The organism is Pseudomonas sp. GD03875, from assembly GCF_029840585.1.
Classification (GTDB): domain Bacteria; phylum Pseudomonadota; class Gammaproteobacteria; order Pseudomonadales; family Pseudomonadaceae; genus Aquipseudomonas; species Aquipseudomonas paralcaligenes.
Genome location: NZ_JAOCCV010000040.1, coordinates 18,628 through 43,445, shown reverse-complemented (window position 1 = coordinate 43,445; position 24,818 = coordinate 18,628). Strand labels below are relative to the sequence as shown.

General features: G+C 68.5%; 18 protein-coding genes and 2 tRNA genes. 13 read left to right on the top strand and 7 right to left on the bottom strand.

Annotated features, from left to right (window positions below; translation table 11 throughout):
• Positions 1-33: 33 nt before the first annotated feature.
• Positions 34-120 (bottom strand) — tRNA-Leu (locus N5D30_RS23520).
• 107 nt (positions 121-227) lie between these two features.
• Positions 228-314: transfer RNA gene (locus N5D30_RS23515), tRNA-Leu, on the bottom strand.
• A gap of 196 nt (positions 315-510) precedes the next feature.
• Here N5D30_RS23515 and rnr point away from each other — a divergent pair.
• From rnr to alr, 8 genes are all read left to right on the top strand, one after another.
• The gene (gene rnr / locus N5D30_RS23510) at positions 511-3,027 is read left to right on the top strand and encodes a ribonuclease R (RefSeq protein WP_279910936.1); all 2,517 of its coding nucleotides are present in this window, start codon (positions 511-513) and stop codon (positions 3,025-3,027) included.
• Positions 3,024-3,776 carry a 23S rRNA (guanosine(2251)-2'-O)-methyltransferase RlmB gene (gene rlmB, locus N5D30_RS23505; RefSeq protein ID WP_220814627.1) on the top strand — a complete coding sequence of 251 codons (753 nt, stop codon included), beginning with the start codon at positions 3,024-3,026 and terminating at the stop codon, positions 3,774-3,776. Before rnr ends, rlmB begins: the two co-directional genes overlap by 4 nt.
• Before the next feature lie 168 nt (positions 3,777-3,944).
• Entirely contained in the window at positions 3,945-4,358 is a 414-nt protein-coding gene (rpsF, locus tag N5D30_RS23500) for a 30S ribosomal protein S6 (RefSeq protein ID WP_110683505.1), read from the top strand.
• A gap of 28 nt (positions 4,359-4,386) precedes the next feature.
• A complete protein-coding gene (rpsR, locus tag N5D30_RS23495) occupies positions 4,387-4,617 on the top strand; it encodes a 30S ribosomal protein S18 (RefSeq protein WP_021701047.1) in 231 nt (76 codons plus the stop codon).
• A gap of 37 nt (positions 4,618-4,654) precedes the next feature.
• Positions 4,655-5,548 (top strand): hypothetical protein, encoded by an 894-nt coding sequence (locus tag N5D30_RS23490; protein ID WP_279901956.1) that lies wholly within the window; start codon positions 4,655-4,657, stop codon positions 5,546-5,548.
• A 21-nt stretch (positions 5,549-5,569) separates the two neighbouring features.
• On the top strand, positions 5,570-6,016 hold the full coding sequence (gene rplI, locus N5D30_RS23485) for a 50S ribosomal protein L9 (RefSeq protein WP_220814626.1): 447 nt from the start codon (positions 5,570-5,572) through the stop codon (positions 6,014-6,016).
• 150 nt (positions 6,017-6,166) lie between these two features.
• The gene (gene dnaB / locus N5D30_RS23480) at positions 6,167-7,561 is read left to right on the top strand and encodes a replicative DNA helicase (RefSeq protein ID WP_220814625.1); all 1,395 of its coding nucleotides are present in this window, start codon (positions 6,167-6,169) and stop codon (positions 7,559-7,561) included.
• An 80-nt stretch (positions 7,562-7,641) separates the two neighbouring features.
• Entirely contained in the window at positions 7,642-8,718 is a 1,077-nt protein-coding gene (alr, locus tag N5D30_RS23475; RefSeq protein ID WP_279910935.1) for an alanine racemase, read from the top strand.
• 58 nt (positions 8,719-8,776) lie between these two features.
• On the opposite strand, the gene N5D30_RS23470 is transcribed toward alr, so the two are convergent.
• Positions 8,777-10,657: a sensor domain-containing diguanylate cyclase gene (locus N5D30_RS23470; RefSeq protein WP_279910938.1), complete on the bottom strand. Its 1,881-nt coding sequence runs from the start codon at positions 10,655-10,657 to the stop codon at positions 8,777-8,779.
• A gap of 209 nt (positions 10,658-10,866) precedes the next feature.
• Between N5D30_RS23470 and N5D30_RS23465 the strand changes: the two genes are divergently transcribed.
• The gene (locus N5D30_RS23465) at positions 10,867-13,155 is read left to right on the top strand and encodes a YgiQ family radical SAM protein (protein WP_279910934.1); all 2,289 of its coding nucleotides are present in this window, start codon (positions 10,867-10,869) and stop codon (positions 13,153-13,155) included.
• A gap of 9 nt (positions 13,156-13,164) precedes the next feature.
• Here N5D30_RS23465 and N5D30_RS23460 read toward each other — a convergent pair whose 3' ends face one another.
• Positions 13,165-13,668: a hypothetical protein gene (locus N5D30_RS23460; protein WP_279910933.1), complete on the bottom strand. Its 504-nt coding sequence runs from the start codon at positions 13,666-13,668 to the stop codon at positions 13,165-13,167.
• Between the two features lie 188 nt (positions 13,669-13,856).
• Complete coding sequence (locus N5D30_RS23455) at positions 13,857-14,261, bottom strand: bacteriohemerythrin (RefSeq protein ID WP_279910932.1); 405 nt, start codon at positions 14,259-14,261, stop codon at positions 13,857-13,859.
• Positions 14,262-14,395: 134 nt separating this feature from the next.
• Between N5D30_RS23455 and N5D30_RS23450 the strand changes: the two genes are divergently transcribed.
• The 3 genes from N5D30_RS23450 to N5D30_RS23440 all read left to right on the top strand — a co-directional run bounded on the left by N5D30_RS23450 (position 14,396) and on the right by N5D30_RS23440 (position 21,193).
• Positions 14,396-17,704 carry a transglutaminase family protein gene (locus N5D30_RS23450; protein ID WP_279910931.1) on the top strand — a complete coding sequence of 1,103 codons (3,309 nt, stop codon included), beginning with the start codon at positions 14,396-14,398 and terminating at the stop codon, positions 17,702-17,704.
• A gap of 85 nt (positions 17,705-17,789) precedes the next feature.
• The gene (locus N5D30_RS23445; RefSeq protein ID WP_279910930.1) at positions 17,790-20,282 is read left to right on the top strand and encodes a circularly permuted type 2 ATP-grasp protein; all 2,493 of its coding nucleotides are present in this window, start codon (positions 17,790-17,792) and stop codon (positions 20,280-20,282) included.
• The gene (locus N5D30_RS23440; RefSeq protein ID WP_279910929.1) at positions 20,279-21,193 is read left to right on the top strand and encodes a transglutaminase family protein; all 915 of its coding nucleotides are present in this window, start codon (positions 20,279-20,281) and stop codon (positions 21,191-21,193) included. The genes N5D30_RS23445 and N5D30_RS23440 overlap by 4 nt, the downstream gene beginning before the upstream one ends.
• A gap of 213 nt (positions 21,194-21,406) precedes the next feature.
• Here the strand turns inward: N5D30_RS23440 and N5D30_RS23435 are convergent, their stop codons facing one another.
• On the bottom strand, positions 21,407-22,645 hold the full coding sequence (locus tag N5D30_RS23435; RefSeq protein WP_279910928.1) for a TIGR03862 family flavoprotein: 1,239 nt from the start codon (positions 22,643-22,645) through the stop codon (positions 21,407-21,409).
• A 117-nt stretch (positions 22,646-22,762) separates the two neighbouring features.
• On the opposite strand from N5D30_RS23435, the gene N5D30_RS23430 reads away from it, so the two are divergent.
• Positions 22,763-23,896, top strand: coding sequence for an aminotransferase class V-fold PLP-dependent enzyme (locus N5D30_RS23430; RefSeq protein WP_279910927.1), 1,134 nt, complete (start codon positions 22,763-22,765; stop codon positions 23,894-23,896).
• Here the strand turns inward: N5D30_RS23430 and N5D30_RS23425 are convergent.
• Complete coding sequence (locus N5D30_RS23425; protein WP_279910937.1) at positions 23,893-24,813, bottom strand: histone deacetylase; 921 nt, start codon at positions 24,811-24,813, stop codon at positions 23,893-23,895. The genes N5D30_RS23430 and N5D30_RS23425 overlap by 4 nt on opposite strands.
• Positions 24,814-24,818 lie beyond the last annotated feature (5 nt).

Genomic DNA, 24,818 nt, shown 5'->3' with positions numbered 1-24,818 from the left:
AACCGAGCCTTAGCTCGGTTTTTTCTTGAAGAGTGGTGCCCAGGAGAAGACTCGAACTTCCACGGTGTTGCCACCGCTAGGACCTGAACCTAGTGCGTCTACCAATTCCGCCACCTGGGCACATTGCGACGATTGCTCGCCGACTTTTTGCAGCTTCACCGCTTGCGGCGGTACGGAGGCTGCTCCGTTAAAAGCGAAACCGAGCTTTTGGCTCGGTTTCTGAAGAGTGGTGCCCAGGAGAAGACTCGAACTTCCACGGTGTTGCCACCGCTAGGACCTGAACCTAGTGCGTCTACCAATTCCGCCACCTGGGCACGGGAAACTATGATTACTCAGTCGCTTCCGTGTTACAACGTCTCAGCAACGTTGTGGGCGCGAACTATACGGAGCCCGTTTTTGCTTGTAAACCCCTGACGGCGAAAAAATTATTGTGCTGACCCCCGATGCCGTTTCGCGCTTCAATAGGGGCATGGCACACCATCTATATATGCGTAAAGGTGATTTCACTTAATGGCCGATTGGCAATCCCTCGATCCCGAGGCCGCCCGTGAGGCGGAAAAATACGAAAACCCCATCCCCAGCCGCGAGCTGATCCTCCAGCACCTGTCCGAGCGCGGCTCTCCCGCCGCTCGTGAAGAGCTGGTGGCCGAGTTCGGCCTGACCACCGACGAGCAGCTCGAAGCGCTGCGTCGCCGCCTGCGTGCCATGGAGCGCGACGGCCAGCTTATCTATACCCGTCGCGGCACCTACGCGCCGGTGGACAAGCTCGACCTGATCCGCGGCCGCATCAGCGGCCACCGCGATGGCTTCGGCTTCATGGTGCCGGATGACGGCAGCGACGACCTGTTCCTCAGCCCGGCGCAGATGCGCCTGGTGTTCGACGGCGACCGCGTGCTTGCTCGCGTCTCCGGTCTCGATCGCCGTGGCCGCCGCGAAGGCGCCATCGTCGAGGTCATCGCGCGCGCCCACGAGACCATCGTGGGCCGCTATTTCGAGGAGGCCGGCATCGGCTTCGTCGAGGCCGACAATCCGAAGATCCAGCAGGAAGTGCTGGTCACCCCGGGTCGTACGAGCGGTGCCAGGGTCGGTCAGTTCGTCGAGATCAAGATCACCCACTGGCCCACGTCGCGCTTCCAGCCCCAGGGCGATATCGTCGAAGTGATCGGCAACTACATGGCGCCGGGCATGGAGATCGACGTGGCTCTGCGCAGCTACGACATCCCCCATGTCTGGCCCGAGGCGGTGGTCAAGGAAGCGCGCAAGCTCAAGTCCGAAGTCGAGGAGAAGGACAAGGAGAACCGCGTAGATCTGCGTCACCTGCCGTTCGTCACCATCGACGGCGAGGACGCCCGCGACTTCGACGACGCCGTCTATTGCGAGAAGAACAGCGGCCGCTGGAAGCTGTTCTCCGGCGGCTGGAAGCTCTACGTGGCGATTGCCGACGTATCGCACTACGTCAAGGTCGGCTCCGCGCTGGATGCCGAGGCGGAGAAGCGCGGCAACTCGGTGTACTTCCCCGAGCGCGTGGTGCCGATGCTGCCGGAAGAGCTGTCCAACGGCCTGTGCTCGCTGAACCCGCAGGTCGACCGCCTGGCCATGGTCTGCGAGATGAGCATGTCCAAGTCCGGTGAGCTGGTCGACTACCAGTTCTATGAGGCGGTGATCCACTCCCATGCGCGGCTGACCTACAACAAGGTCAGCTACATGCTGGAGCAGCCCAAGAGCAGCGAGGGCAAGGCCCTGCGCGACGAGTACAAGGCGGTCCTGCCGCACCTCAAGGAACTCTATTCGCTGTACAAGGTGCTGCTGGCCGCTCGTCACGAGCGCGGCGCCATCGACTTCGAGACCCAGGAAACCCGCATCGTCTTCGGTGCCGGCCGCAAGATCGCCGAGATCCGTCCGACCCAGCGCAACGACGCGCACAAGCTGATCGAGGAATGCATGCTGGCGGCCAACGTGGCCACCGCGCGCTTCATGCTCGACCACTCGATGCCCTCGCTGTACCGGGTGCACGACGGTCCTCCGGCCGAGCGGGTCGAGAAGCTCAAGGCCTTCCTCGGTGAGCTGGGGCTGGCCCTGCACAAGGGCAAGCAGGGGCCGACGCCGAAGGATTACCAGAAGCTGCTGGCCAGCATCCAGGATCGTCCGGACTTCCACCTGATCCAGACCGTGATGCTGCGCTCCCTGAGCCAGGCCGTGTACAGCGCCGACAACAACGGCCACTTCGGCCTGAACTACGAGGCCTACACCCACTTCACCTCGCCGATCCGGCGTTACCCGGACCTGCTGGTGCACCGTGCCATCCGCAGCGTGATCCGCTCCAAGCGCGAGACCAAGCACGTACAGCGCGCCGGCGCGGCGAGCATGCCCAAGGCGCGTATCTACCCGTACGACGAAGCGGCGCTGGAGAAGCTCGGTGAGCAGTGCTCGATGACCGAGCGGCGCGCCGACGAGGCCACCCGCGACGTGGTCAACTGGCTCAAGTGCGAGTTCATGCAGGACCGCGTCGGCGAGACCTTCGAGGGCGTGATCACCGCGGTGACCGGCTTCGGCATCTTCGTCGAGCTGCGCGACATCTATGTCGAGGGCCTGGTCCACGTCACGGCGCTGCCGGGCGACTACTACCACTTCGACCCCGTGCATCATCGCCTGGCCGGCGAGCGCAGCGGGCGCAGCTTCCGCCTGGGTGACAGCGTGGAAGTGAAGGTCATGCGCGTCGATCTGGACGAGCGCAAGATCGAGTTCGAGCTGAGCGAAGGGCGGGCCGACAAGGCGCCGGCGGGCCGTGGCCGTGCCGGCGAGTCGCGTCGCAAGCCGGCGGCCAAGACCCCGGGGCCCGGTAACACCGATGTGCAGAAGAGCCGTGATGTGAAGAAGGCTCTGCTCGACGGCGCCAAGAAGGGCGGCGGCAAGGCTCCCGCGGCCAAGGGCGGCTCCGGCAAGGCTTCCGGCCATCGCAAGGGCACGCCCAAGGCGGGCGGTGCTCCGTCGGCAAGTCGGCCGAGCAAGCGCAAGGCGAAGCAATGAGCCAACTGGAAAAGGTCTACGGCGTCCACGCCGTCGAGGCGTTGCTGCGTCATCATCCCAAGCGGGTCAAGCAGCTGTGGCTGGCCGAGAGCCGGCATGATCCGCGGGTGCAGGCCCTGCTGGCGCTGGCCGGCCAACATCGCGTGGCGGTCGGGCACAAGGATCGCCAGGAGCTGGACGAGTGGGCCGAGGGCGTGCACCAGGGCGTGGTGGCCGAGGTCAGTCCGAGCCAGGTGTGGGGCGAGAACATGCTCGACGAGCTGCTCGAGCGTGGCGAGGGTCCCGCCCTGCTGCTGGTGCTGGACGGGGTGACCGACCCGCACAACCTCGGCGCCTGCCTGCGTACCGCCGACGCCGCCGGCGCCCAGGCGGTGATCGTGCCCAAGGACAAGTCCGCGACCCTCAACGCCACCGTGCGCAAGGTGGCCTGCGGTGCCGCCGAGGTGATTCCGCTGGTGGCGGTGACCAACCTGGCGCGTACCCTGGAAAAGCTGCAGAAGAAGGGCCTGTGGATCGTCGGCACTGCCGGCGAGGTCGACCAGGAGCTGTACCAGCTGGATATGACCGGCCCCACCGTGCTGGTCATGGGCGCCGAGGGCAAGGGCATGCGCCGCCTGACCCGCGAACACTGCGACTACCTGGTGAAGCTGCCTATGGGGGGCAGCGTCAGCAGCCTCAATGTGTCGGTTGCCACGGGAGTCTGCCTGTTCGAGGCGGTGCGCCAGCGTCGCGTGGCCGGCAAGGCCTGATCAAATAATCGCCAATTCGCCTTGCGCGCGACAGGGGGCTTCTCTAGAATGTCGCCCCTTGCCGCGACGGCAGGCGCTTGCGCGCCTTCGCTTCGGCAAGATCAACGAGTCATTCACTCCTTGCCTGACCACGTTCCGTTGGCAGGCTGCAACCCGTAAGGAGCATTCATGCGTCATTACGAAATCATCTTCCTGGTTCACCCGGACCAGAGCGAGCAAGTCGGCGGCATGGTCGAGCGTTACACCAAGCTGATCGAAGAAGACGGCGGCAAAATCCACCGTCTGGAAGACTGGGGTCGTCGCCAGCTGGCCTACGCCATCAACAACGTTCACAAGGCTCACTACGTGATGCTGAACGTCGAGTGCAGCGGCAAGGCCCTGGCCGAGCTGGAAGACAACTTCCGCTACAACGATGCCGTGATCCGTAACCTGATCATCCGCCGCGACGAAGCCGTTACCGGCCAGTCCGAGATGCTCAAGGCCGAAGAAAACCGCAGCGAGCGCCGCGAGCGCCGTGAGCGCGTTGAAACCGAATCCGCCGAAGGCGAAGACGGTGACAACAGCGACAACGCTGACGAGTAATCCACGGATCTATTGAGGAGCCACATTCATGGCACGTTTCTTCCGTCGTCGTAAATTCTGCCGTTTCACCGCCGAAGGCGTGAAAGAGATCGACTTCAAGGATCTCAACACCCTGAAGGCCTACATCTCCGAAACCGGCAAGATCGTTCCCAGCCGTATCACCGGTACCAAGGCTAAGTACCAGCGTCAGCTGGCCGTCGCTATCAAGCGCGCCCGCTACCTGGCCCTGCTGCCCTACACCGACAGCCACGGCCGTTGATAGCGGACCGTCGATTTCGTAGTAAGGGATAAACCGCATGCGCGCCATGGCTGAATTCATCATGCGCGGCCGCATGCAGGCCACCCTCGTGGTGGTCGGTTCGGCGGCAGTGCCGCTGTTGTTCTGGTTGAGTGCCGCCGCCAGCTGCCTGGTGCTGCTGCGGCGGGGGCCGAGAGATGCCGTTGGCATCCTCGCCTGGGCGTTGCTGCCGGCCCTGGGCTGGTGGCATTTCGGCGAGCCGCGCACCCTGCTGGTGCTGCTCGGTTCGCTGGGGCTGGCGCTGTTGTTGCGCGCCGGCCACGCCTGGAGTCGGGTGGTGCTGCTGAGCATTCCCGTCGGCCTGGTGTATGGCGTGGTTCTGGGTGCGGTGTTCCGTGAACCCATCGCCGCTCTGGCGGGTGAGCTGTACAAGCTCATGCCGCAGATGCTCGATGGGGTCTACCAGCAGATGTCGGTAGAGGAGCGGACCCGCCTGGAGGCACTGATCGTCCCCGTGCTCACCGGATTGATGGCGGCGTTGCTGCAGGCCGTCAGCCTGCTCTGCCTGATGCTTGGGCGGTACTGGCAGGCGGCACTGTACAACCCCGGTGGCTTCGGGCGCGATTTTCGCGCCTTGCGGCTGCCGCCGGCACTGGCCTTCGGGCTGTTGGCGGTCATGTTCCTGGCGCCGAATCTGGGCCTGGAGATGGCCATGCTGACACCGCTGTGCAGCGTGCCGCTGGCGTTTGCCGGGGTGGCCCTGCTGCATGGCCTGGCCGCCGAAGGGCGTCTGGCGCGGTTCTGGCTGGTGGGGCTGTATGTGTCGCTGCTGCTGTTCATGCAGCTGGTTTATCCGTTACTGGTGGCCCTGGCCATCGTCGACAGTCTGATGGATTTTCGCGGTCGCCGAGCGCGCAACGATGGCGCAGGCCCCGCGGACGGTGAAGGTTAAAAGTTAAGAGGTAAGACCCAAATGGAAGTTATCCTGCTGGAAAAAATCGCCAACCTGGGCAACCTGGGCGACAAGGTCAACGTCAAATCCGGTTACGGCCGCAACTACCTGCTGCCGCAGGGCAAGGCTACCGCCGCTACCGCCGAGAACGTTGCTGCGTTCGAAGCTCGTCGCGCCGAGCTGGAAAAAGCCGCTGCCGAGAAGAAGGCTTCCGCCGAATCTCGCGCTGCCCAACTGGCCGAGCTGGAAGTCACCATCACTGCCGTGGCCGGTGACGAAGGCAAGCTGTTCGGTTCCATCGGTACCCACGACATCGCCGAAGCCCTGACCGCCTCTGGCGTGGAAGTGTCCAAGGCCGAAGTGCGTCTGCCGAACGGTACCATCCGCCAGGTCGGCGAGTTCGACGTTGCTGTGCACCTGCACTCCGACGTGGAAGCCACCGTCAAGGTGATCGTGGTAGCCGCCTAAGGCGAGCGACCCGCGGGCCTTGCACGAAGGTGCGGGCCTGCAGACAATCGGGCACTCATCGCTTTGCGGTGCGTGCCCGTTGTTTTTTAGAACCCTTGGCCAAGCCGCGCGGCTTGCCCAAGGGCTCTGCGCAGTGGAATCCGAGTTGCCATGAACGATATCAGCGTCCCCCAGCAGTACGACCTGGAAACCGCCGCCCTCAAGGTGCCGCCGCATTCCATCGAGGCCGAACAGGCCGTGCTGGGCGGCCTGATGCTCGACAACAACGCCTGGGAGCGGGTCTCCGACGCGGTGTCCGATGGCGATTTCTACCGGCATGACCACCGCCTGATCTTCCGCGCCATCTTCACCCTGGCCGAGCGCAACTCGCCGTTCGACGTGGTGACCCTGTCCGAGCAACTGGACAAGGAAGGCCACCTGAGCCAGGTCGGCGGCCTGGGCTACCTCGGCGAGTTGGCCAAGAACACGCCCTCGGTGGCCAACATCAAGGCCTATGCGCAGATCATTCGCGAGCGCGCCACCCTGCGGCAGCTGATCGGCATCAGCAACGACATCGCCGACATGGCCTACGCGCCCCAGGGCAAGAGCGCGGTGGAGGTGCTCGACGAGGCCGAGCGGCAGATCTTCCAGATCGCCGAGGCGCGGCCCAAGGCCGGCGGGCCGGTGGGGATCAACGATATCCTGGTCAGGACCATCGACCGCATCGACGAGCTGTTCAATACCAACGAGGGCCTGACCGGCATCTCCACCGGCTTCACCGACCTGGACGGCATGACCAGCGGCCTGCAGCCGGCCGACCTGGTGATCGTCGCCGGCCGTCCGTCCATGGGCAAGACCACCTTCGCCATGAACCTGGTGGAGAACGCGGTGCTGCGTTCCGACAAGGTGATTCTGGTGTTCTCCCTGGAGATGCCCAGCGACTCGATCGTGATGCGTATGCTCTCGTCGCTCGGCCGCATCGACCAGACCAAAGTGCGCTCCGGCAAGCTGGACGACGACGACTGGCCGCGCCTGACCTCGGCGGTCAACCTGCTCAACGAGCGCAAGCTGTTCATCGACGACACCGCCGGCATCTCGCCGACCGAGATGCGCGCCCGCGCCCGCCGCCTGGCGCGCGAGCACGGCGATATCGGCATGATCATGGTCGACTACCTGCAGCTGATGCGCATCCCGGGCTCCAGCGGCGACAACCGCACCAACGAGATTTCCGAGATCTCGCGCTCGCTCAAGGCCCTGGCCAAGGAATTCAACTGCCCGGTGATCGCCCTGTCGCAGCTCAACCGCTCCCTGGAGCAGCGCCCCAACAAGCGCCCGGTCAACTCCGACCTGCGCGAATCCGGTGCGATCGAGCAGGACGCCGACATCATCATGTTCGTCTACCGCGACGAGGTGTACCACCCGGAGACCGAGTTCAAGGGTGTGGCCGAGATCATCATCGGCAAGCAGCGTAACGGTCCCATCGGTACCTGCCGCCTGGCCTTCATCGGCAAGTACACGCGCTTCGACAATCTGGCACCGGGGACCTACCAGTTCGAGGACGAATGACCGTCATACCCCTGCCGGATCAATGAAAGCGGGCGCCCAGCGGTTAAGATGGGCGCCCGTTTCGTTTCCGGAAGCCCGCCATGCGCCCTCTCGTCGCCACCATCGATCTGGCCGCCATCGTCCACAACTACCGGCTCGCCCGGCGCTGCGCCCCGGGGCGCCAGGCGTTCGCCGTGGTCAAGGCCAACGCCTATGGGCATGGCGCGCGGGAGGTGGTCAGCGTGCTCCACGATGAGGCCGACGGTTTCGCCGTGGCCAGCCTGGAGGAGGCCGCCGAGGTGCGCGCCATGCACGCTGAGGCGCGCATCCTGCTGCTGGAAGGCTGCTTCTCGGCCGACGAGCTGCCGATGGCGGCGCACCTGGGGCTGGATCTGGTGCTGCAGGGGCCGAAGCAGGTCGAGGCGCTGCTCGCCGCCGATCTGCCGCAGCCGCTTAACGTCTGGCTCAAGCTGGACTCCGGGATGCATCGCCTGGGCTTCTCCGCCGAGGCCATCCGCGAGCTGTTCCCCCGGCTGCGCGGCACCGCCCAGGTCGCCGAGCTGAACCTGATCAGCCACTTCGCCTGCGCCGATGAGCGCGGCCACTCGATGACCGAGCTGCAGCTGGAGCGTTTCCTCGAGCTGCTCGATCTGGATTTCGACCAGCGCAGCCTGGCCAACTCGGCGGCCGTGGTGGCGATCCCGGCCGCGCACATGGACTGGCTGCGGCCCGGCATCATGCTCTATGGCGCCACGCCCCTGGTCGACCTGAGCGCCGCCGAACTGGGCCTGAAGCCGGCCATGACGCTCGGTGCCCAGCTGATCGCCGTGCGCCAGGTGCCCGCCGGGGAGAGCATCGGCTACGGCGCCGACTGGGTCGCCACGCGGCCGTCGCGCATCGGCACCGTGAGCTGCGGCTATGCCGACGGCTACCCGCGCCAGGCGCCGGCCGGCACTCCGGTGTGGATCGGTGGCCGCCGTGTGCCGCTGGCCGGGCGGGTGTCGATGGACATGCTGATGGTGGACCTCACCGACCTGCCCGGGGCCGCCGTCGGCGACGCGGTGGAGCTGTGGGGCACCAACCTGCCGGTGGACGAGGTGGCGCGAGCCGCCGGCACCATCGGCTACGAGCTGCTGACCAAGGTCACCGCGCGGGTGCCGCGTCGCTATCACACCTGAGCCTGGCGTCGGTGCGCATGGCGCACCCTACGGGTTCGTTCGTGTAGGAAAGCCTGTTCTAGCTCAGTCCGCTGGGCACCTTGAGCACGTCCAGCGCCAGGCATTCTTCCAGGCTCAGTTCGCCGCCTTCGCCCTGCAGAACGAAGCCGGAGCGCCCCTTCTGCTTGGCCCGGTACATCGCCTCGTCGGCGGATTTGTAGAGGCCGGCGAACTGCAGCGCGTGCTGCGGGTAGAAGGCTGCGCCGATGCTGATGGTGACCGCCAGGCGGTTGGCGCCGTACATCACCGGCCGCGACAGTTCCGCAAGCAGGCGGGTGGCGACTTCCTCGACATGCTGGCGGGCGTCGGCGCCGCCTACCAGCACCGCGAATTCGTCGCCGCCGAGGCGCGCCACCATGTCGTTGGCGCGCATGTGCTCGCGCAGGCGCTGGCCGATGGTGCGCAGCATCAGGTCGCCGGCGTCGTGGCCATAGCGGTCGTTGATCGGTTTGAAGTGGTCCAGGTCCACCAGCATCAGGGCCACCGATTCTTCGCGGCGCTGGGCGTCGGCCAGCGCCATCTCGGCGCGCTCGATCAGGTAGCGACGGTTGGGCAGTTCGGTCAGCGGGTCATGGAAGGCGGCGTGCTGCAGGCGCTCCTCGCGCTCGCTCAGTTGCTGGTTGGCCAGGGCCAGTTCGGCGGTGCGCAGGCGCACGGCTTCCTGCAGTTCGTCGGCGCTGGCCTGCATCTGCGCCAGGCGCGCGGTCTTCTCGCGATCGGCCTGGAGCATGGCCTCGGCCTTTTCCTGCTTGAGCGTCTGGATGCGGTAGGCCAGGGCGAAGGAGAACAGGATGGTTTCGGCGGCCACCGCCAGGGGGAACACGTAGGCGTTCCAGGTGGCCGGCTGGACGATGCCGGTGGAGCGCATCAGCGCCAGGCTGATGCTGCCGAGGATCAGGCCGTAGCCGAACAGGTAGAGCAGGGCGGGGAAGTAGCCCTGGCGCCAGCGGATCATCGCCGAGCCGAGGGCGGCGGGGATGCTGGTCAGCGACAGCAGGGCGATCAGCCAGGCGGCGGTGCCGCGCAGGCCGAAGCCGTCGAGCACCACCGCGATCACGTAGCAGGCGCAGGCGAAGCTCAGCAGATGGTGCGCCCAGCGCACATGGACGCGGGTCTGCAGCAGGGTCTGGGTGAAGCGGCAGGCGCAGAAGCCCCATAGCGAGGGCAGGGTGATGCGGTCCAGCCAGAACGGTACCGGCGCGCCCGGCCACAGGTACTGGAAGCCGTGGCCGCTCATGCTGACGATCAGCAGCAGGGCGCCGGCGGTGGTCAGCACGTACCAGAAGTAGGCGGAGTCGCGCAGGGTGAGGAAGATGAACAGGTTGTACAGCAGCAGGGCGGCGATGATGCCGTAGATCAGGCCCAGGCCGAGGTTCTCATGGTTGGCCAGGTGGTCCAGCGCATCCAGCTGCCAGACCTTGAGCGGGAAGGAGTTGCCGGCCGGGTCGTAGCTGCGCAGGTAGAAGGTCTGCGGCGTCTCGCCCAGTTCCGGCAGGCGCAGCACCGCGCGCCGGTAGTCGTGGTCGCGGCCCTCGGCGAAACTCACCCGCTCGCCGGACTGGCGCAGGCTCCAGCCGCCCTGGCCGTCGGGCACATACAGTTGCAGGTCGAGCGGGGTCACCGCGCCGATTTCCAACCACCACTGCGCCGGCGCGGTGGCCGCCCGCTGCAGTTCGATCCTGATCCACCAGGGGTTGGCGTTCTGGCCGACGCTGGCGCGGCCGTCGGCTGGCCGGAAGCGCGCCTGCACGGCCGGGTCGGCCATGTCCTCGATGCCCAGCTCGCCACCGGCGTCTTCCAGCAGGGCGATATGCCCGTTCAGCTCCTGTCCGCTGCTGTCGGCCTGCAGCTGTATGGGCGCGGCCTGCAGCCGCCCGCCGAGCAGGCTCAGGCACAGCATCAGCAGCAGCGCATGCGCGAGAGGGCATCGCACCGGGTGGACTCCTTGAACCGGGTTCTGAATGGCGTGGGCAATTGGCCGGGAGTATAGCCATGGAAGTGATCGTGATCACAAACCGGCAGCAGGATACGCCCGAGCGCCCTGGTCGGATTCTGTATATTTTTTGTGCTATATTCCGCGCCCCGTGAGCGTCCGCCTGATCAAAAAATATGCAAGCCGCCAAGCCGCTGTTCGACTACCCGAAATACTGGGCCGAGTGTTTCGGGCCCGCGCCCTTCCTGCCGATGAACCGGGCGGAGATGGACCAGCTCGGCTGGGACAGCTGCGACATCATCATCGTCACCGGTGACGCCTACGTCGATCACCCGTCGTTCGGCATGGCCATCATCGGCCGCCTGCTGGAGGCCCAGGGCTTCCGCGTCGGCATCATCGCCCAGCCGGACTGGCGCTCGAAGGACGACTTCATGAAGCTCGGCCAGCCGAACCTGTTCTTCGGCGTGGCGGCGGGCAACATGGACTCGATGATCAACCGCTACACCGCGGACAAGAAGATCCGCAGCGACGACGCCTATACCCCGGGCGGTCTCGCCGGCAAGCGCCCGGATCGCGCCAGCCTGGTCTACAGCCAGCGCTGCAAGGAGGCCTACAGCCAGACCCCGGTGGTTCTCGGCGGCATCGAGGCCTCGCTGCGCCGGATCGCCCACTACGACTACTGGCAGGACAAGGTGCGCCGCTCGATCCTGATGGACGCCACCGCCGACATCCTGTTGTACGGCAACGCCGAGCGCGCCGTGGTGGAGATCGCCCAGCGCCTGGCCTTCGGCGAGCGGATCGAGCAGATCACCGACGTGCGCGGCACCGCCTTCGTCCGCCGCGACACTCCGGAAGGCTGGTTCGAGGTGGACTCCACCCGCATCGACCGCCCGGGCAAGATCGACAAGATCATCAATCCCTACGTCAACACCCAGGACACCGCCGCCTGCGCCATCGAGCAGGACAAGGGGCCGGCCGAGGACCCGAACGAGGCCAAGGTCATCGAGCTGCTGCCCAGCCCGAGGATGACCCGCGCCAAGACCGTGATCCGCCTGCCGTCGTTCGAGAAGGTGCGCAACGACCCGGTGCTCTACGCCCACGCCAACCGCGTGCTGCACCTGGAGACCAACCCGGGCAACGCCCGCGCCCTGGTGCAGAGGCATGGCGAGGTGGACGTGTGGTTCAACCCGCCACCCATCCCGATGACCACCGAGGAAATGGACTACGTGTTCGGCATGCCCTATGCGCGCGTGCCGCACCCGGAGTACGGCAAGGCGAAGATCCCGGCCTACGAGATGATCCGCTTCTCGGTCAACATCATGCGCGGCTGCTTCGGCGGCTGCACCTTCTGCTCGATCACCGAGCACGAGGGGCGCATCATCCAGAACCGCTCGCACGAATCGATCCTCGCCGAGATCGAGGAGATGAAGAAGGTGCCGGGCTTCACCGGCGTGGTCTCCGACCTCGGCGGCCCGACCGCCAACATGTACCGCATCGCCTGCAAGAGCCCGGACATCGAGCAGCACTGCCGCAAGCCGTCCTGCGTGTGGCCGGGCATCTGCGAGAACCTGAACACCGACCACTCGTCCCTGATCGAGCTGTACCGCAAGGCCCGCGCCCTGCCGGGGGTGAAGAAGATCCTGATCGCTTCCGGCCTGCGCTACGACCTCGCCGTCGAATCGCCCGAGTACGTCAGGGAGCTGGTCACCCACCACGTCGGCGGCTACCTGAAGATCGCCCCGGAACACACCGAGGAAGGCCCGCTGTCGAAGATGATGAAGCCGGGCATCGGCAGCTACGATCGCTTCAAGCAGATGTTCGAGAAGTTCTCGAAGGAGGCGGGCAAGGAGCAGTACCTGATCCCGTACTTCATCGCGGCGCATCCGGGCACCACCGACGAGGACATGATGAACCTCGCCCTGTGGCTCAAGCGCAACGGCTTCCGCGCCGACCAGGTGCAGGCCTTCTACCCGTCGCCGATGGCCAGCGCCACGGCCATGTACCACTCGGGCAAGAACCCGCTGCGCAAGGTCACCTACAAGAGCGACGGCGTGACCATCGTCAAGAGCGATCAGCAGCGCCGCCTGCACAAGGCCTTCCTGCGCTACCACGACCCGAAGGGCTGGCCGATGCTGCGCGAGGCGCTGGAGCGCATGGGCCGCGCCGACCTGATCGGCAACGGCAAGCATCACCTGATCCCGACCTACCAGCCGCAGCCCGACGAGTACCAGAGCGCGCGGCGCAAGAACTCGACGCCGGCCGGCAGCAAGAAGGTCGGCAGCGACAACAAGGGCAAGACGGTCGGCCGCATCCTCACCCAGCACACCGGCCTGCCGCCGCGCGGCAGCGATGGCAGCAAGGCGTGGGACAAGCGCGAGCAGGCCAAGGCCGCTGCCGAGGCGCGGCGCAAGGCGGAGAAGTCCGGGGGCAAGAAGCCGGTCAAGCGCCCGGTTGCACCGCGCTGAGGGAAGGGCTCAGCCTCGCCCCGGGCGGTATCGGCGGCGCAGCTGGCGCATCAGCCTGTGCAGCGCCTGCATGGCCCGATAGCGCTTGCTGTTGCTCAGCAGCAGTCCGGCGAGGCCTGCGCCGATGCCCGTGAGCGCCAGCCCGCCCTGCAGGCCCTGCGTCTGGACCGCCAGCGGGCCGAGCAGCAGGGCCGCGAACAGCAGGCTGTGCACGAGACGCGCTCCTGGCAAGCCCTGGATGAGCAGGATGTTGCCCAGGCTGTAGACGCCGACGAGCAGCATCAGCCCGAAGAACTGCGCCAGCGGCTGTTCCGCCACGGGTAGCGCCGGGACCAGCAGCGGGAGCGCGCAGACGATGGCGATCACCGCGCAGAGAAATATCCCGAAGAAGGTGGCGGCGAACAGGCCGGCCCACAGGCGCATGGCGCCGAGAGGCGTCAGGGCGGCCTCCCGGTTCGGTTCGATATATCCCTGCTGCAGCTGCTCCAGGGCCAGTTCCAGTGGCGTCCTCACTCCGATTCCTCGCGTCGTTCCCTCGATCCCCGCCGGGGCGGGCTGGATCATAGGCGAGTCGGTGCATCCGGTCCGGGAGGCGCAGCCCAATCTCCGTAGGGTGCAGGTAGACAGCCGCCGGGCACGCGCTGCTTGCACCGCACTGAAGCCTGCAGGGGGAGTGTCTCGCACCTTTCTGGTGCGTGCTTTCAGCCCAGGCCGTGGTCGCGGAAATGCGCCACGTAGGCCTTGTCCACCTTCAGGATGTGGTGCACCAGCCAGTCCTTGAGCAGTTCGAGGGCATCGGGGCCGACCGCTTCGCCCTCCTCGTGGCGCGCGAGCAGCGTCATCACCTGGCCGCTGAACAGGTTGTGCTGGGCCTGGTGCGCCTCGGCCTCGGGGTAGCCGAGGCGGACGAACAGGTTCTCCTCGACGATGAAGTGGTTCATCACATAGTCCATCAGGCCCTCCAGCAGTGCGCCGATCTGCTCGCGCGAGGCCCCGGCCCTCAGCGCCTCGTGCAGGTCGTTGGTCTGGTCCACCAGCCAGCGATGCTGTTCGTCGATCTCCGCTATCCCCACCTCAAGCGCTTGCGTCCACGGCATGAAGGTCATGCGCTCCTGCTCCCCTCGTTGTTTTTTGCTGCCGATCTTGCCCGCTGCTGCCGAGGCCTCGTTGATCCGGGTCAATGGCAATGGCACAACTCTTGCCCCTGCCGGTTATCGCCCTGGCTCGCAGGAGGCACGCCGTGTCGATCCATGTCGCACTGCAGCACGTCACGCACTACCGCTACGACCGCCCGATCAACCTGGGCCCGCAGGTCGTTCGCCTGCGCCCGGCGCCCCACAGCCGCACGCGCATCCTTTCCTATGCGCTGCAGGTTGAGCCGGGCGAGCACTTCGTCAACTGGCAGCAGGACCCCCAGGGCAACTACCTGGCGCGCCTGGTGTTCCCGGAGAAGACCGAGCGGCTCAAGGTCACCGTCGACCTGGTCGCCGAGATGGCGGTGTTCAACCCCTTCGACTTCTTCCTCGAAGAGCACGCCGAGAAGATTCCCTTCGCCTACACCGGCGGCGAGCAGCGCGAGCTGGCGCCCTACCTGGTGACGGCTGCCTGCGGGCCGCTGTTCGCCGAGTACCTGGCCGGCATCGACCGCACGCCGACGCCCAGCGTCGACTTCCTGGTCGCGCTGAACCAGCGCCTGTCCCAGGACATCCGCTACCTGATCCGCCTGGAGCCGGGCGTGCAGTCGCCGGAGGAGACCCTGCAGCTGGCCTCTGGCTCGTGCCGCGACTCGGCCTGGCTGCTGGTGCAGCTGCTGCGCCACCTGGGCCTGGCCGCACGCTTCGTCTCCGGCTACCTGATCCAGCTCACCGCCGACGTCAAATCCCTCGACGGCCCCAGCGGCGCCGAGCAGGACTTCACAGACCTGCACGCCTGGTGCGAGGTGTACCTGCCCGGCGCCGGCTGGGTCGGGCTCGACCCCACCAGCGGCCTGTTCGCCGGCGAGGGCCACGTGCCGCTGGCGTGCAGCCCCGAGCCCTCCGCCGCGGCGCCGATTTCCGGGGTGCTCGACGAATGCGAGTGCGAGTTCGAGCACGACATGCGCATCGAGCGCATCTGGGAAGCGCCTCGCGTGACCATGCCCTATGGCGAGGAGCAGTGGCAGGAGATCCTCGGCCTCGGTCGCCAGGTGGACGCCGAGCTGGCCTACGGCGACGTGCACCTGACCATGGGCGGCGAGCCGACCTTCGTCGCCATCGACTACCCGGACGACGCCGAGTGGAACACCGCCGCCCTGGGGCCGAACAAGCGCCGCCTGGCCGCCGAGCTGTTCCACCGCCTGCGTGCCCACTACGCGCCGCAGGCCCTGGTGCACTTCGGCCAGGGCAAGTGGTACCCCGGCGAGCAGCTGCCGCGCTGGTCGCTCAACTGCTTCTGGCGCAAGGACGGCGAGCCGATCTGGCAGGACCCGGCGCTGTACGCCGACGAGACCCGCTATTACGGCGCCGACGCGCGCCTGGCCGGGCGCTTCCTCGCCACCCTGGCTGGGCACCTGGGGCTGGAGGCCGAGCACGTGTTCCCGGCCTACGAGGACTGGCTCTACTACCTGTGGCGCGAACGCCGCTTGCCGGCCAACGTCACCCCGGGCGACGCACGCCTGGCCGACCCGCTGGAGCGCGAGCGCCTGCGCAAGGTGTTCTGCCGCGGCCTGGGCGAGGTGGTCGGCCACGTCCTGCCGTTGATGCGTAGCGCCGGCGACGACGCCTGGCTGACCGGGCCCTGGTTCCTGCGCGACGAACACTGCCGGCTGGTGCCCGGCGACTCGCCGCTGGGCTACCGCCTGCCGCTGGACTCGCAACCCTGGGTCGGCGAGCTGGACTACCCCTACGTCGCGCCACAGGACCCGCACCAGCCGTTCCCGCCGCTGCCCAGCCGGCAGAGCATCGTCCAGCAGCTGCGCATGCCGCTGCACCCGGCCGGGCGCAAGCCGCCGGCGGAGGGCGAGGGACCGCAGGCGCCCGGGCTGTTCGAGTCGGCGTCCGGCGTGGTCCGCACCGCCCTGTGCGCCGAACCGCGCGACGGCCGCCTGTACCTGTTCATGCCGCCGCTGCAGCGGCTGGATGACTACCTGGAGCTGGTCGCCGCCATCGAGGCCACCGCCCGCGAGCTGCGCTGCCCGGTGCTGCTGGAAGGCTACGAGCCGCCGCAGGACCCGCGCCTGACCCACTTCCGCGTCACCCCGGACCCCGGCGTGATCGAGGTCAACATCCACCCGGCCGCCACCTGGGACGAACTGGTCGAGCGCACCGAATTCCTTTACGAGGCGGCGCGCCACTGCCGCCTGAGCAGCGAGAAGTTCATGCTCGACGGCCGCCACACCGGCACCGGCGGCGGCAACCACTTCGTTCTCGGCGGCGCCACGCCGGCCGAGTCGCCTTTCCTCCGTCGTCCGGACCTGCTGCGCAGCCTGATCAGCTACTGGCACAACCATCCGTCGCTGTCCTACCTGTTCAGCGGCCTGTTCATCGGCCCGACCTCCCAGGCGCCGCGGGTGGACGAGGCGCGCAACGACGCCCTCTACGAGCTGGAGATTGCCTTCGCCCAGATGCCCGAGCCGGGCCGCGAGTGCCCGCCCTGGCTGGTCGACCGCCTGCTGCGCAACCTGCTGGTGGACGTCACCGGCAACACCCACCGCGCCGAGTTCTGCATCGACAAGCTGTACTCGCCGGACTCGGCCAGCGGCCGCCTCGGCCTGCTCGAACTGCGCGCCTTCGAGATGCCGCCGCACGCGCGCATGAGCCTGGTCCAGCAACTGCTGCTGCGCGCTCTGGTCGCGCGTTTCTGGAACGAGCCGTACCGCCCGGCGAAGCTGGCGCGCTGGGGCACCGAGCTGCACGACCGCTTCCTGCTGCCGCACTTCGTCGAGCAGGACTTCGCCGACGTCATCCAGGAGCTCAATGCCGCCGGCTACCCGCTGCGCGCCGAATGGTTCGCCCCGCACTTGGAGTTCCGCTTCCCGCGCCTGGGCGACTACGCCGTCAAGGGCATCGACCTGGAGCTGCGCCAGGCCCTGGAGCCCTGGCACGTACTGGGCGAGGAGGGCGCTGTCGGCGGCACCGTGCGCTACGTGGACTCGTCCCTGGAGCGGGTGCAGGTGAAGCTGAACGGCCTGGCGCCGGACCGCTACCTGCTCACCTGCAACGGCGTGCCGGTGCCGTTGCGGCCCACCGGCAGGGTCGGCGAATTCGTCGGCGGCGTGCGCTACCGCGCCTGGCAGCCGGCCAGCTGCCTGCAGCCGACCATCGGCGTGCACGCGCCGCTGGTGTTCGACCTGGTGGACACCTGGATGCAGCGCTCCCTCGGCGGCTGCCAGTACCACGTGGCGCACCCCGGCGGGCGCAATTTCGAGGCGCTGCCGGTCAACGCCTACGCCGCCGAGAGCCGGCGCATGGCACGCTTCTTCCGCCACGGGCACAGCCCGGGTGAACGCACGGTGGCCGAACCGATCAACAATAATGAACTGCCCATGACCCTGGACCTGCGCCGCTCCTGAATCCTTCTCCCGCCGGGAGAAGGTGCCCGAAGGGCGGATGAGGGTGCTGAGGGAGAGGCGCCGCGTTAACACTGCCGAGATGTCCATGCCTGACCTGCTTGCCGACTACCCGCGCTCCGGCGCGGCCTACCAGGAACTGCTCGACGCCCGTGGCCAGGTGCGCCCGCACTGGCGCCGCCTGTTCGACCAGCTGCAGCGCAGCACCCCGGCCCAGCTGCAGCAGCGCCAGGCCCTGCTGGAGCGGCAGATCCAGGAAAACGGCGTGACCTACAACGCCTACGCCGCGCCGGACGGCGCCGACCGCCCCTGGGAACTGGACCTGCTGCCCAACCTGATCCCCGCCGACGAGTGGCAGCAGATCGCCGCCGGCGTGGCCCAGCGCGCCAGCCTGCTCGACGCCGTGCTGGCGGACATCTACGGCCCGCAGCAACTGCTCGCCGAGGGCCTGCTGCCGACCGAGCTGGTGTTCGGCCACGACAACTTCCTCTGGCCCTGCCAGGGCGTGCGCCCGCCGGGCGGCACCTACCTGCACCTGTACGCGGTGGACCTGGCGCGGGCGCCGGACGGCCGCTGGTGGGTCACCGCCGACCGCACCCAGGCGCCTTCCGGCGCCGGCTACGCCCTGGAGAACCGGCAGATCCTCTCGCGCGCCTTCCCCGAGCTGTACCGCGACCTACGCGTGCAGTATCTGGCCGGCTTCTTCCGCACCCTGCAGGACACCCTGGCGCGCCAGGCGCCGGCCGACGGCGAGACGCCGCTGGTGGTGGTGCTGACCCCGGGGCGCTTCAACGAGAGCTATTTCGAGCACCTCTACCTGGCGCGCCAGCTCGGCTATCCGCTGGTGGAAGGCAGCGACCTGACCGTGCGCGACGCCTGCCTCTACCTCAAGACCCTGGCCGGCCTGCGCCGGGTCCACGCCGTGCTGCGCCGCCTGGACGACGACTACTGCGACCCGCTGGAACTGCGCACCGACTCCGCCCTCGGCGTGCCCGGCCTGCTCGAAGCGGTGCGCCAGGGCAACGTGCTGGTGGCCAACGCCCTGGGCAGCGGCGTGCTGGAGTCGCCGGGGCTGCCCGGCTTCCTGCCCGCCATCGCCGAGCGGCTGCTGGGCGAGGAACTGCTGCTGCCGTCCATCGCCAGCTGGTGGTGTGGTGAAGAGCCGGTGCTGGGCGAGGCGCTGGACAAGCTCGACGAACTGCTGGTGCGGCCGAGCTTCCCGTCGCAGAGCTTCGTCGCCCAGTTCGGCCGCGACCTCGACGAGACCCAGCGCGCGGCCCTGGCCGAGCGCATCCGGGCGCGTCCCTACGCCTACGTGGCGCAGGCCCGCGCCCAGCTGTCCCAGGCGCCGGTGTGGCTGGCCGAGGAGGGCGGCGTGGTGCCGCGCGCCATCGGCATGCGCGTGTTCGCCGTGGCCAGCGCCGACGGCTACCGGGTGCTGCCCGGCGGCCTGACCCGGGTGGCCGCCGATGCCGACGCCGAGGTGATCTCGATGCAGCGCGGCGGGGCGAGCAAGGACACCTGGGTGCTCGGCGAGCGCCACCCGGGCGGCGAGCCCTGGCAGTGGCTGCGCCCGCTCGGCGTGGCCGACCTGGTGCGTAGCGACCCCTTCCTGCCGTCGCGGGTGGTGGAGAACCTGTTCTGGTTCGGCCGCTACGGCGAGCGCTGCGAGGACAGCGCGCGGCTGCTGCGCATCATGCTGTCGCGCTACGTCGACGACGATGACGACCCGCAGGCCCTGCAGGCCGCGCTGGTCCTGGGCGAGGGGCTCGGCCTGCTGCCGGATGCCGCCAGCGGCACCTTGGAGCAGCGCCTGTTCGAGGCCATGCTCGGCGCCGACTGGCCGGCCAGCCTGCGCGCCGGCCTGCAGCGCCTGCAGTGGTCGGCCGGCAGTGTGCGCGGCAAGCTGTCCCGCGCCAACTGGCAGGCGCTGGTCGAGCTGCAGCGCGAGGCCCAGAGCCTGGAGCGCGAGGGCGCCGACTTCGGCGACCTGCTGGACTTCCTCAACCGCCTGCTGATGTCGCTGGCTGCCCTGGCCGGCTTCGCCCTCGACGACATGACCCGCGACGACGGCTGGCGCTTCCTCATGATCGGCCGCAGCATCGAGCGCCTGCAGTTCCTCTGCGAGAGCATCGCCGGCTTCCTCCGTGGCCACGCCGCCCACGACCAGTCCGCGCTGGAGTGGCTGCTGGAGCTGGGCAACAGCAGCATCACCTACCGCACCCGCTACCTGGCCAGCGCCCAACTGATCCCGGTGCTCGACCTGCTCCTGCTCGACGAGCAGAACCCGCACGCCGTGCTGTTCCAGCTGCGCCAGCTGCTGCGTTCCCTGGAGCGGCTGGAGGAGAACTTCGGTTTCGTCGCCGGCGACGCGCTGGCCGAACTGGGCGACAAGCTCGCCGGGTTCCGCCTGGGCAGCCTGGAGAACCCGCTGTTCGGCGCCTCCGGCGTGCGCGCCGTGCTCGGCGGCCTGGCCGACCTGCTGCTGCAGATCGTCGAGGCCTCCGGCGAGGTCTCGGACCAGCTGGCCCTGCGCTTCTTCGTGCACGTGGACGCCAGCCGGGGGACACTCTCGTCATGAAGCGTGCCCTGTACCAGGTCCTCCACGATACCCACTACCGCTACTCGGCGCCCGTCTCCCTGGCCCAGCAGCTGGCCCACCTGTGGCCGCGCGACTGCGAGCGGCAGCTCTGCCAGGAACGGCACCTGGCCATCACCCCGCAGCCGACCCGGCGCCAAGACGGCCTGGACACATTCGGCAACCCGCTCACCCGCCTGGCCTTCGAGCGCCCCCACGACGAACTGCGGGTGGTCGCCAGCCTGCGCGTGGAAGTGCTGGCCCGCGAGGGCCTGCAACTGGAGGACTCCCCGCCCTGGGAAGAGGTGGTGGCGGCCCTCGGCTACAGCGGCCAGCCGCTGTCCGCCGGGCTGCTGGAGGCCGCGCGCTACCGCTTCCAGTCGCCCTACGTGAACCTCAAGGGCGTGTTCGTCGACTACGCCGCCGACTGCTTCGCGCCGGGCCGCCCGCTGCTGCTGGCGGTGCGGGCGCTGATGCGCAGGATCTTCGAGGAATTCACCTTCGATGCCGCCGCCACCCAGGTGGCGACCCCGCTGCTGCAGGTGCTGGAGGAGCGCCGCGGGGTCTGCCAGGACTTCGCCCACCTGATGCTCGCCTGCCTGCGCTCCCGTGGGCTGGCGGCGCGCTACGTCAGCGGCTACCTGCTGACCCGGCCGCCACCCGGCCAGCCCCGGCTGATCGGCGCAGACGCCTCGCACGCCTGGGTCTCGGTGTACTGCCCGCGCCAGGGCTGGGTGGACTTCGACCCCACCAACAACCTGCTGCCCGCCCTGGAACACATCACCCTCGGCTGGGGCCGCGACTTCGCCGACGTCTCGCCGCTGCGCGGCGTGATCCTCGGCGGCGGCAGCCACGACCCGGACGTGCGGGTGACGGTGACGCCCCTGGACGAGCCGTTGCCGGCGGTGGGGTAGGCGCTTCGCCTGGATTGCGCGGGTGCGTTGGTGGGAGCGGCCTTGGCCGCGATCGCTATCCGGCAACAGTTCGCGGCCAAGGCCGCTCCCACAGTGGATAGGCTGGTGCCGCCTTGACCGCTCCAGCGCGTAGAGCGGGTGAAACCCGCGCACCCGTCAGTGGGTTTCACCCGCCCACGGATGTAGGGGGCGCCGTGCGCACCAAGGCGCTGTTCACCGCCCCCGCAACCACTCCAGCGCCCCCAGCGCGGCGGCCCTGCCGCTGGCGAAGCAGGCGGTGAGCAGGTAGCCGCCGGTGGGCGCTTCCCAGTCGAGCATTTCGCCGGCGCAGAAGGTGCCGGGCAGGGCGCGCAGCATCAGGCGTTCGTCGAGCGCCGCGAAGGTCACTCCACCGGCGCTGGAGATCGCCTCGTCCAGCGGGCGGGTGCGCAGCAGTTCGATCGGCAGCGCCTTGATCGCCCGCGCCAGGCGGCTCATGTCGGCGAAGTCCTCGGCGTTGGCCAGCTCGCGCAGCAGCGCGGCCTTGGCACCATCCAGGCCGAGCTGGCGGTGCAGGTGCTTGGCCATCGAGGCCGAGCCGCGTGGCTTGCTCAGCAGCGCTTCGATCTTCTCCAGCGTGCGATCCGGCTGCAGGTCCAGGCGCACCAGGGCGCGTCCGTCGCGCTCGATGCGTTGGCGGATGGCCGCGGACAGGGCGTAGACCAGGCTGCCCTCCACTCCGTGCTCGGTCAGCACGAACTCGCCGCGGCGCGGTGCCTCGCCGTCCAGCGCCAGGGTGACGTTCTTCAGCGGCGCGCCGGCGAATTTGCCACGCAAGTGCTCGCTCCAGCCGGCCACCTCAAAGCCGCAGTTGGCCGGGCTCAGCGGTGAAACCTCCACGCCGCGCGCCTGCAGCAGCGGCACCCAGGCGCCGTCCGAGCCGAGCCGGGCCCAGCTGCCGCCGCCGAGGGCCAGTACGCAGGCGTCGGCCGCGACCAGCCGCTCGCTCTCGGCGGTGGCGATGCGTAGCGTGCCGGCCTCGTCCCAGCCCAGCCAGCGGCTGCGGGTGTGGATCGCCACGCCGGCCTCGCGCAGGCGTCGGAGCCAGGCGCGCAGCAGCGGCGCGGCCTTCATGTCGGTGGGGAACACCCGGCCCGAGGTGCCGACGAAGGTGTCGATGCCCAGGCCGTGAATCCAGGCGCGCAAGTCCTCGGCGTCGAACTCCGCGAGCAGCGTGGCGATCTCGCCTTCGCGCTCGCGGTAGCGCGACAGGAACGGCGCCTTCGCCTCGGAATGGGTGATGTTCATGCCGCCGACTCCGGCCAGCAGGAACTTGCGCCCGACCGAGGGCATGGCGTCGAACAGCTCGACCCGCGCGCCGCCCGCCGCCAGCACTTCGGCGGCCATCAGCCCGGCGGGGCCGCCACCGATGACGGCGACATGGGGAGCGGAGTGAGAGGGGGAGTCGGTCATGGCGGCGCGGGGAGCGATGGAAAGGCGACATTCTACCCGAGGCTCCGGTCGCCGGCCTTGTCATCTGCTCGGGCTTCGGGCAGGGTCTGGGCATCATCCCAGTCGAGAGCACGTGCCATGTCCGGCCTCTATCCCAGTGTCGATCCCGAGGGTCTGCTCGAATATTCGGTGGTCTACACCGACCGCTCCCTGAACCACATGTCGCAGTCCTTCCAGGGCGTGATGCGCGACATTTCCAGCACCCTCAAGCAGGTCTACAACGCCCATGCCGTGGCCGTGGTGCCCGGCAGCGGCACCTTCGGCATGGAGGCGGTGGCGCGCCAGCTGGCCACCGGGCAGAAGGCCCTGGTGCTGCGCAACGGCTGGTTCAGCTATCGCTGGACGCAGATCTTCGAGATGGGTCAGATCCCCACCGAATCCATCGTGCTCAAGGCGCGCCCGGTTGCCGGGGGCAGCCAGGCGGCCTATGCGCCGGCGCCGCTGGACGAGGTGCTGGCGACCATCGCCGCGGAGCGGCCGCAGGTGGTGTTCGCGCCCCATGTGGAGACCTCGTCGGGGATGATCCTGCCCGACGACTATCTGCGCGCCGTGGCCGACGCCGTGCATGCGGTGGGTGGCCTGTTCGTGCTCGACTGCATCGCCTCCGGCACCCTCTGGGTGGACATGCAGGCCTGCGGCGTCGACGTGCTGATCAGCGCGCCGCAGAAGGGCTGGAGCGCCTCGCCCTGCTGCGCCCTGGTGATGCTCGGCGAGGCCGCCCGGGAGCGCGTCGAGGCGACCCAGAGCAGCAGTTTCGCCTGCGACCTGAAGAAGTGGCTGCAGATCATGCAGGCCTACGAGCAGGGCGGCCACGCCTACCACGCGACCATGCCCAGCGACGCACTGGCGCGCTTCCGCGACGCGATGAAGGAGGCCGAGGCCACCGGCTTCGCCACGCTCGACCAGCAGCAGCGCGAGCTGGGCCGGCGCGTGCGCGAACTGCTGGCCGCCAGGGGCTTCAGGAGCGTCGCGGCGCCGGGCTTCGAGGCGCCCGGCGTGGTGGTCTGCTACACCGACGATGCGCAGATCAAGAACGGCAGCAAGTTCGCCGCCCAGGGCCTGCAGATCGCCGCCGGGGTGCCGCTGCAGTGCGACGAGCCGGCGGACTTCCAGACCTTCCGCCTCGGCCTGTTCGGCCTGGACAAGCTGGGCAATGTGGAGCGCACCGTGGCCACGTTCGAACAGGCTCTGGATAAGGTCCTGGCCGGCTAACGCAGCCCCGCCGCGAGCCACACCCGCGCGGCGCTGTGGTGGAGGATGCCGTGGCGGCGGGCGAGCAGAGCGCGGTCCTTGTCGTAGCCGCCGCCGATCAGGCCGACCACCGGGATATCGCGTTCCAGGCAGTGGCCGAACACCGTCTCGTCGCGGGCGGCGATGCCGGCGTCGGTCAGCTGCAGGTAGCCGAGGGCGTCGTCCCGGTGCACGTCCACGCCGCCGTCGTACAGCACGATGTCCGGCTGGTAGAGGGCCAGCAGGTAGCCGAGGCTGTCGTTCACCACCTTGAGGTAGTCGGCGTCGCCCATGCCGATGGGCAGGCCGATGTCCCAGTCGCTCCTGGCCTTGCGCGCCGGGAAGTTCTTCTCGCAGTGCAGCGACACGGTGATGGCGTCTGGCACGTTTTCCAGCAGGCGCGCGGTGCCGTCGCCCTGGTGCACGTCGCAGTCGTAGATCAGCACCCGGCCGGCGCGGCCGCTTTCCAGCAGGTAGCGGGCGACCACCGCCAGATCGTTGAAGATGCAGAAGCCGGAGGCCTGGTCGTAGTGGGCGTGATGGGTGCCGCCGGCCAGGTGGCAGGCGATGCCGTGCTCAAGCGCCAGCTCTGCCGCCAGCAGCGAGCCGCCCACCGCGCGCACGGTGCGCCGGGCCAGCGCGGGACTCCAGGGCAGGCCGAGCCGGCGTTGCTCCTCGTGGGCCAGTTCGCCGCCGGCGAAGCGCTCGATGTAGTCCGGGCAGTGGGCCAGGGCGAGGATGTCCGGCGGACAGGGCTCGGGGCGATGCAGCTCGGCGTCGCGCACCAGGCCGCTGTCCACCAGGTGGTCGCGCAGCAGGCGGAACTTCTCCATGGGGAAGCGGTGGTTGGCCGGGAAGGGCGGGCTGTAGTCGTCGTGGTAGACCAGCGGCAGCATAATGCGTC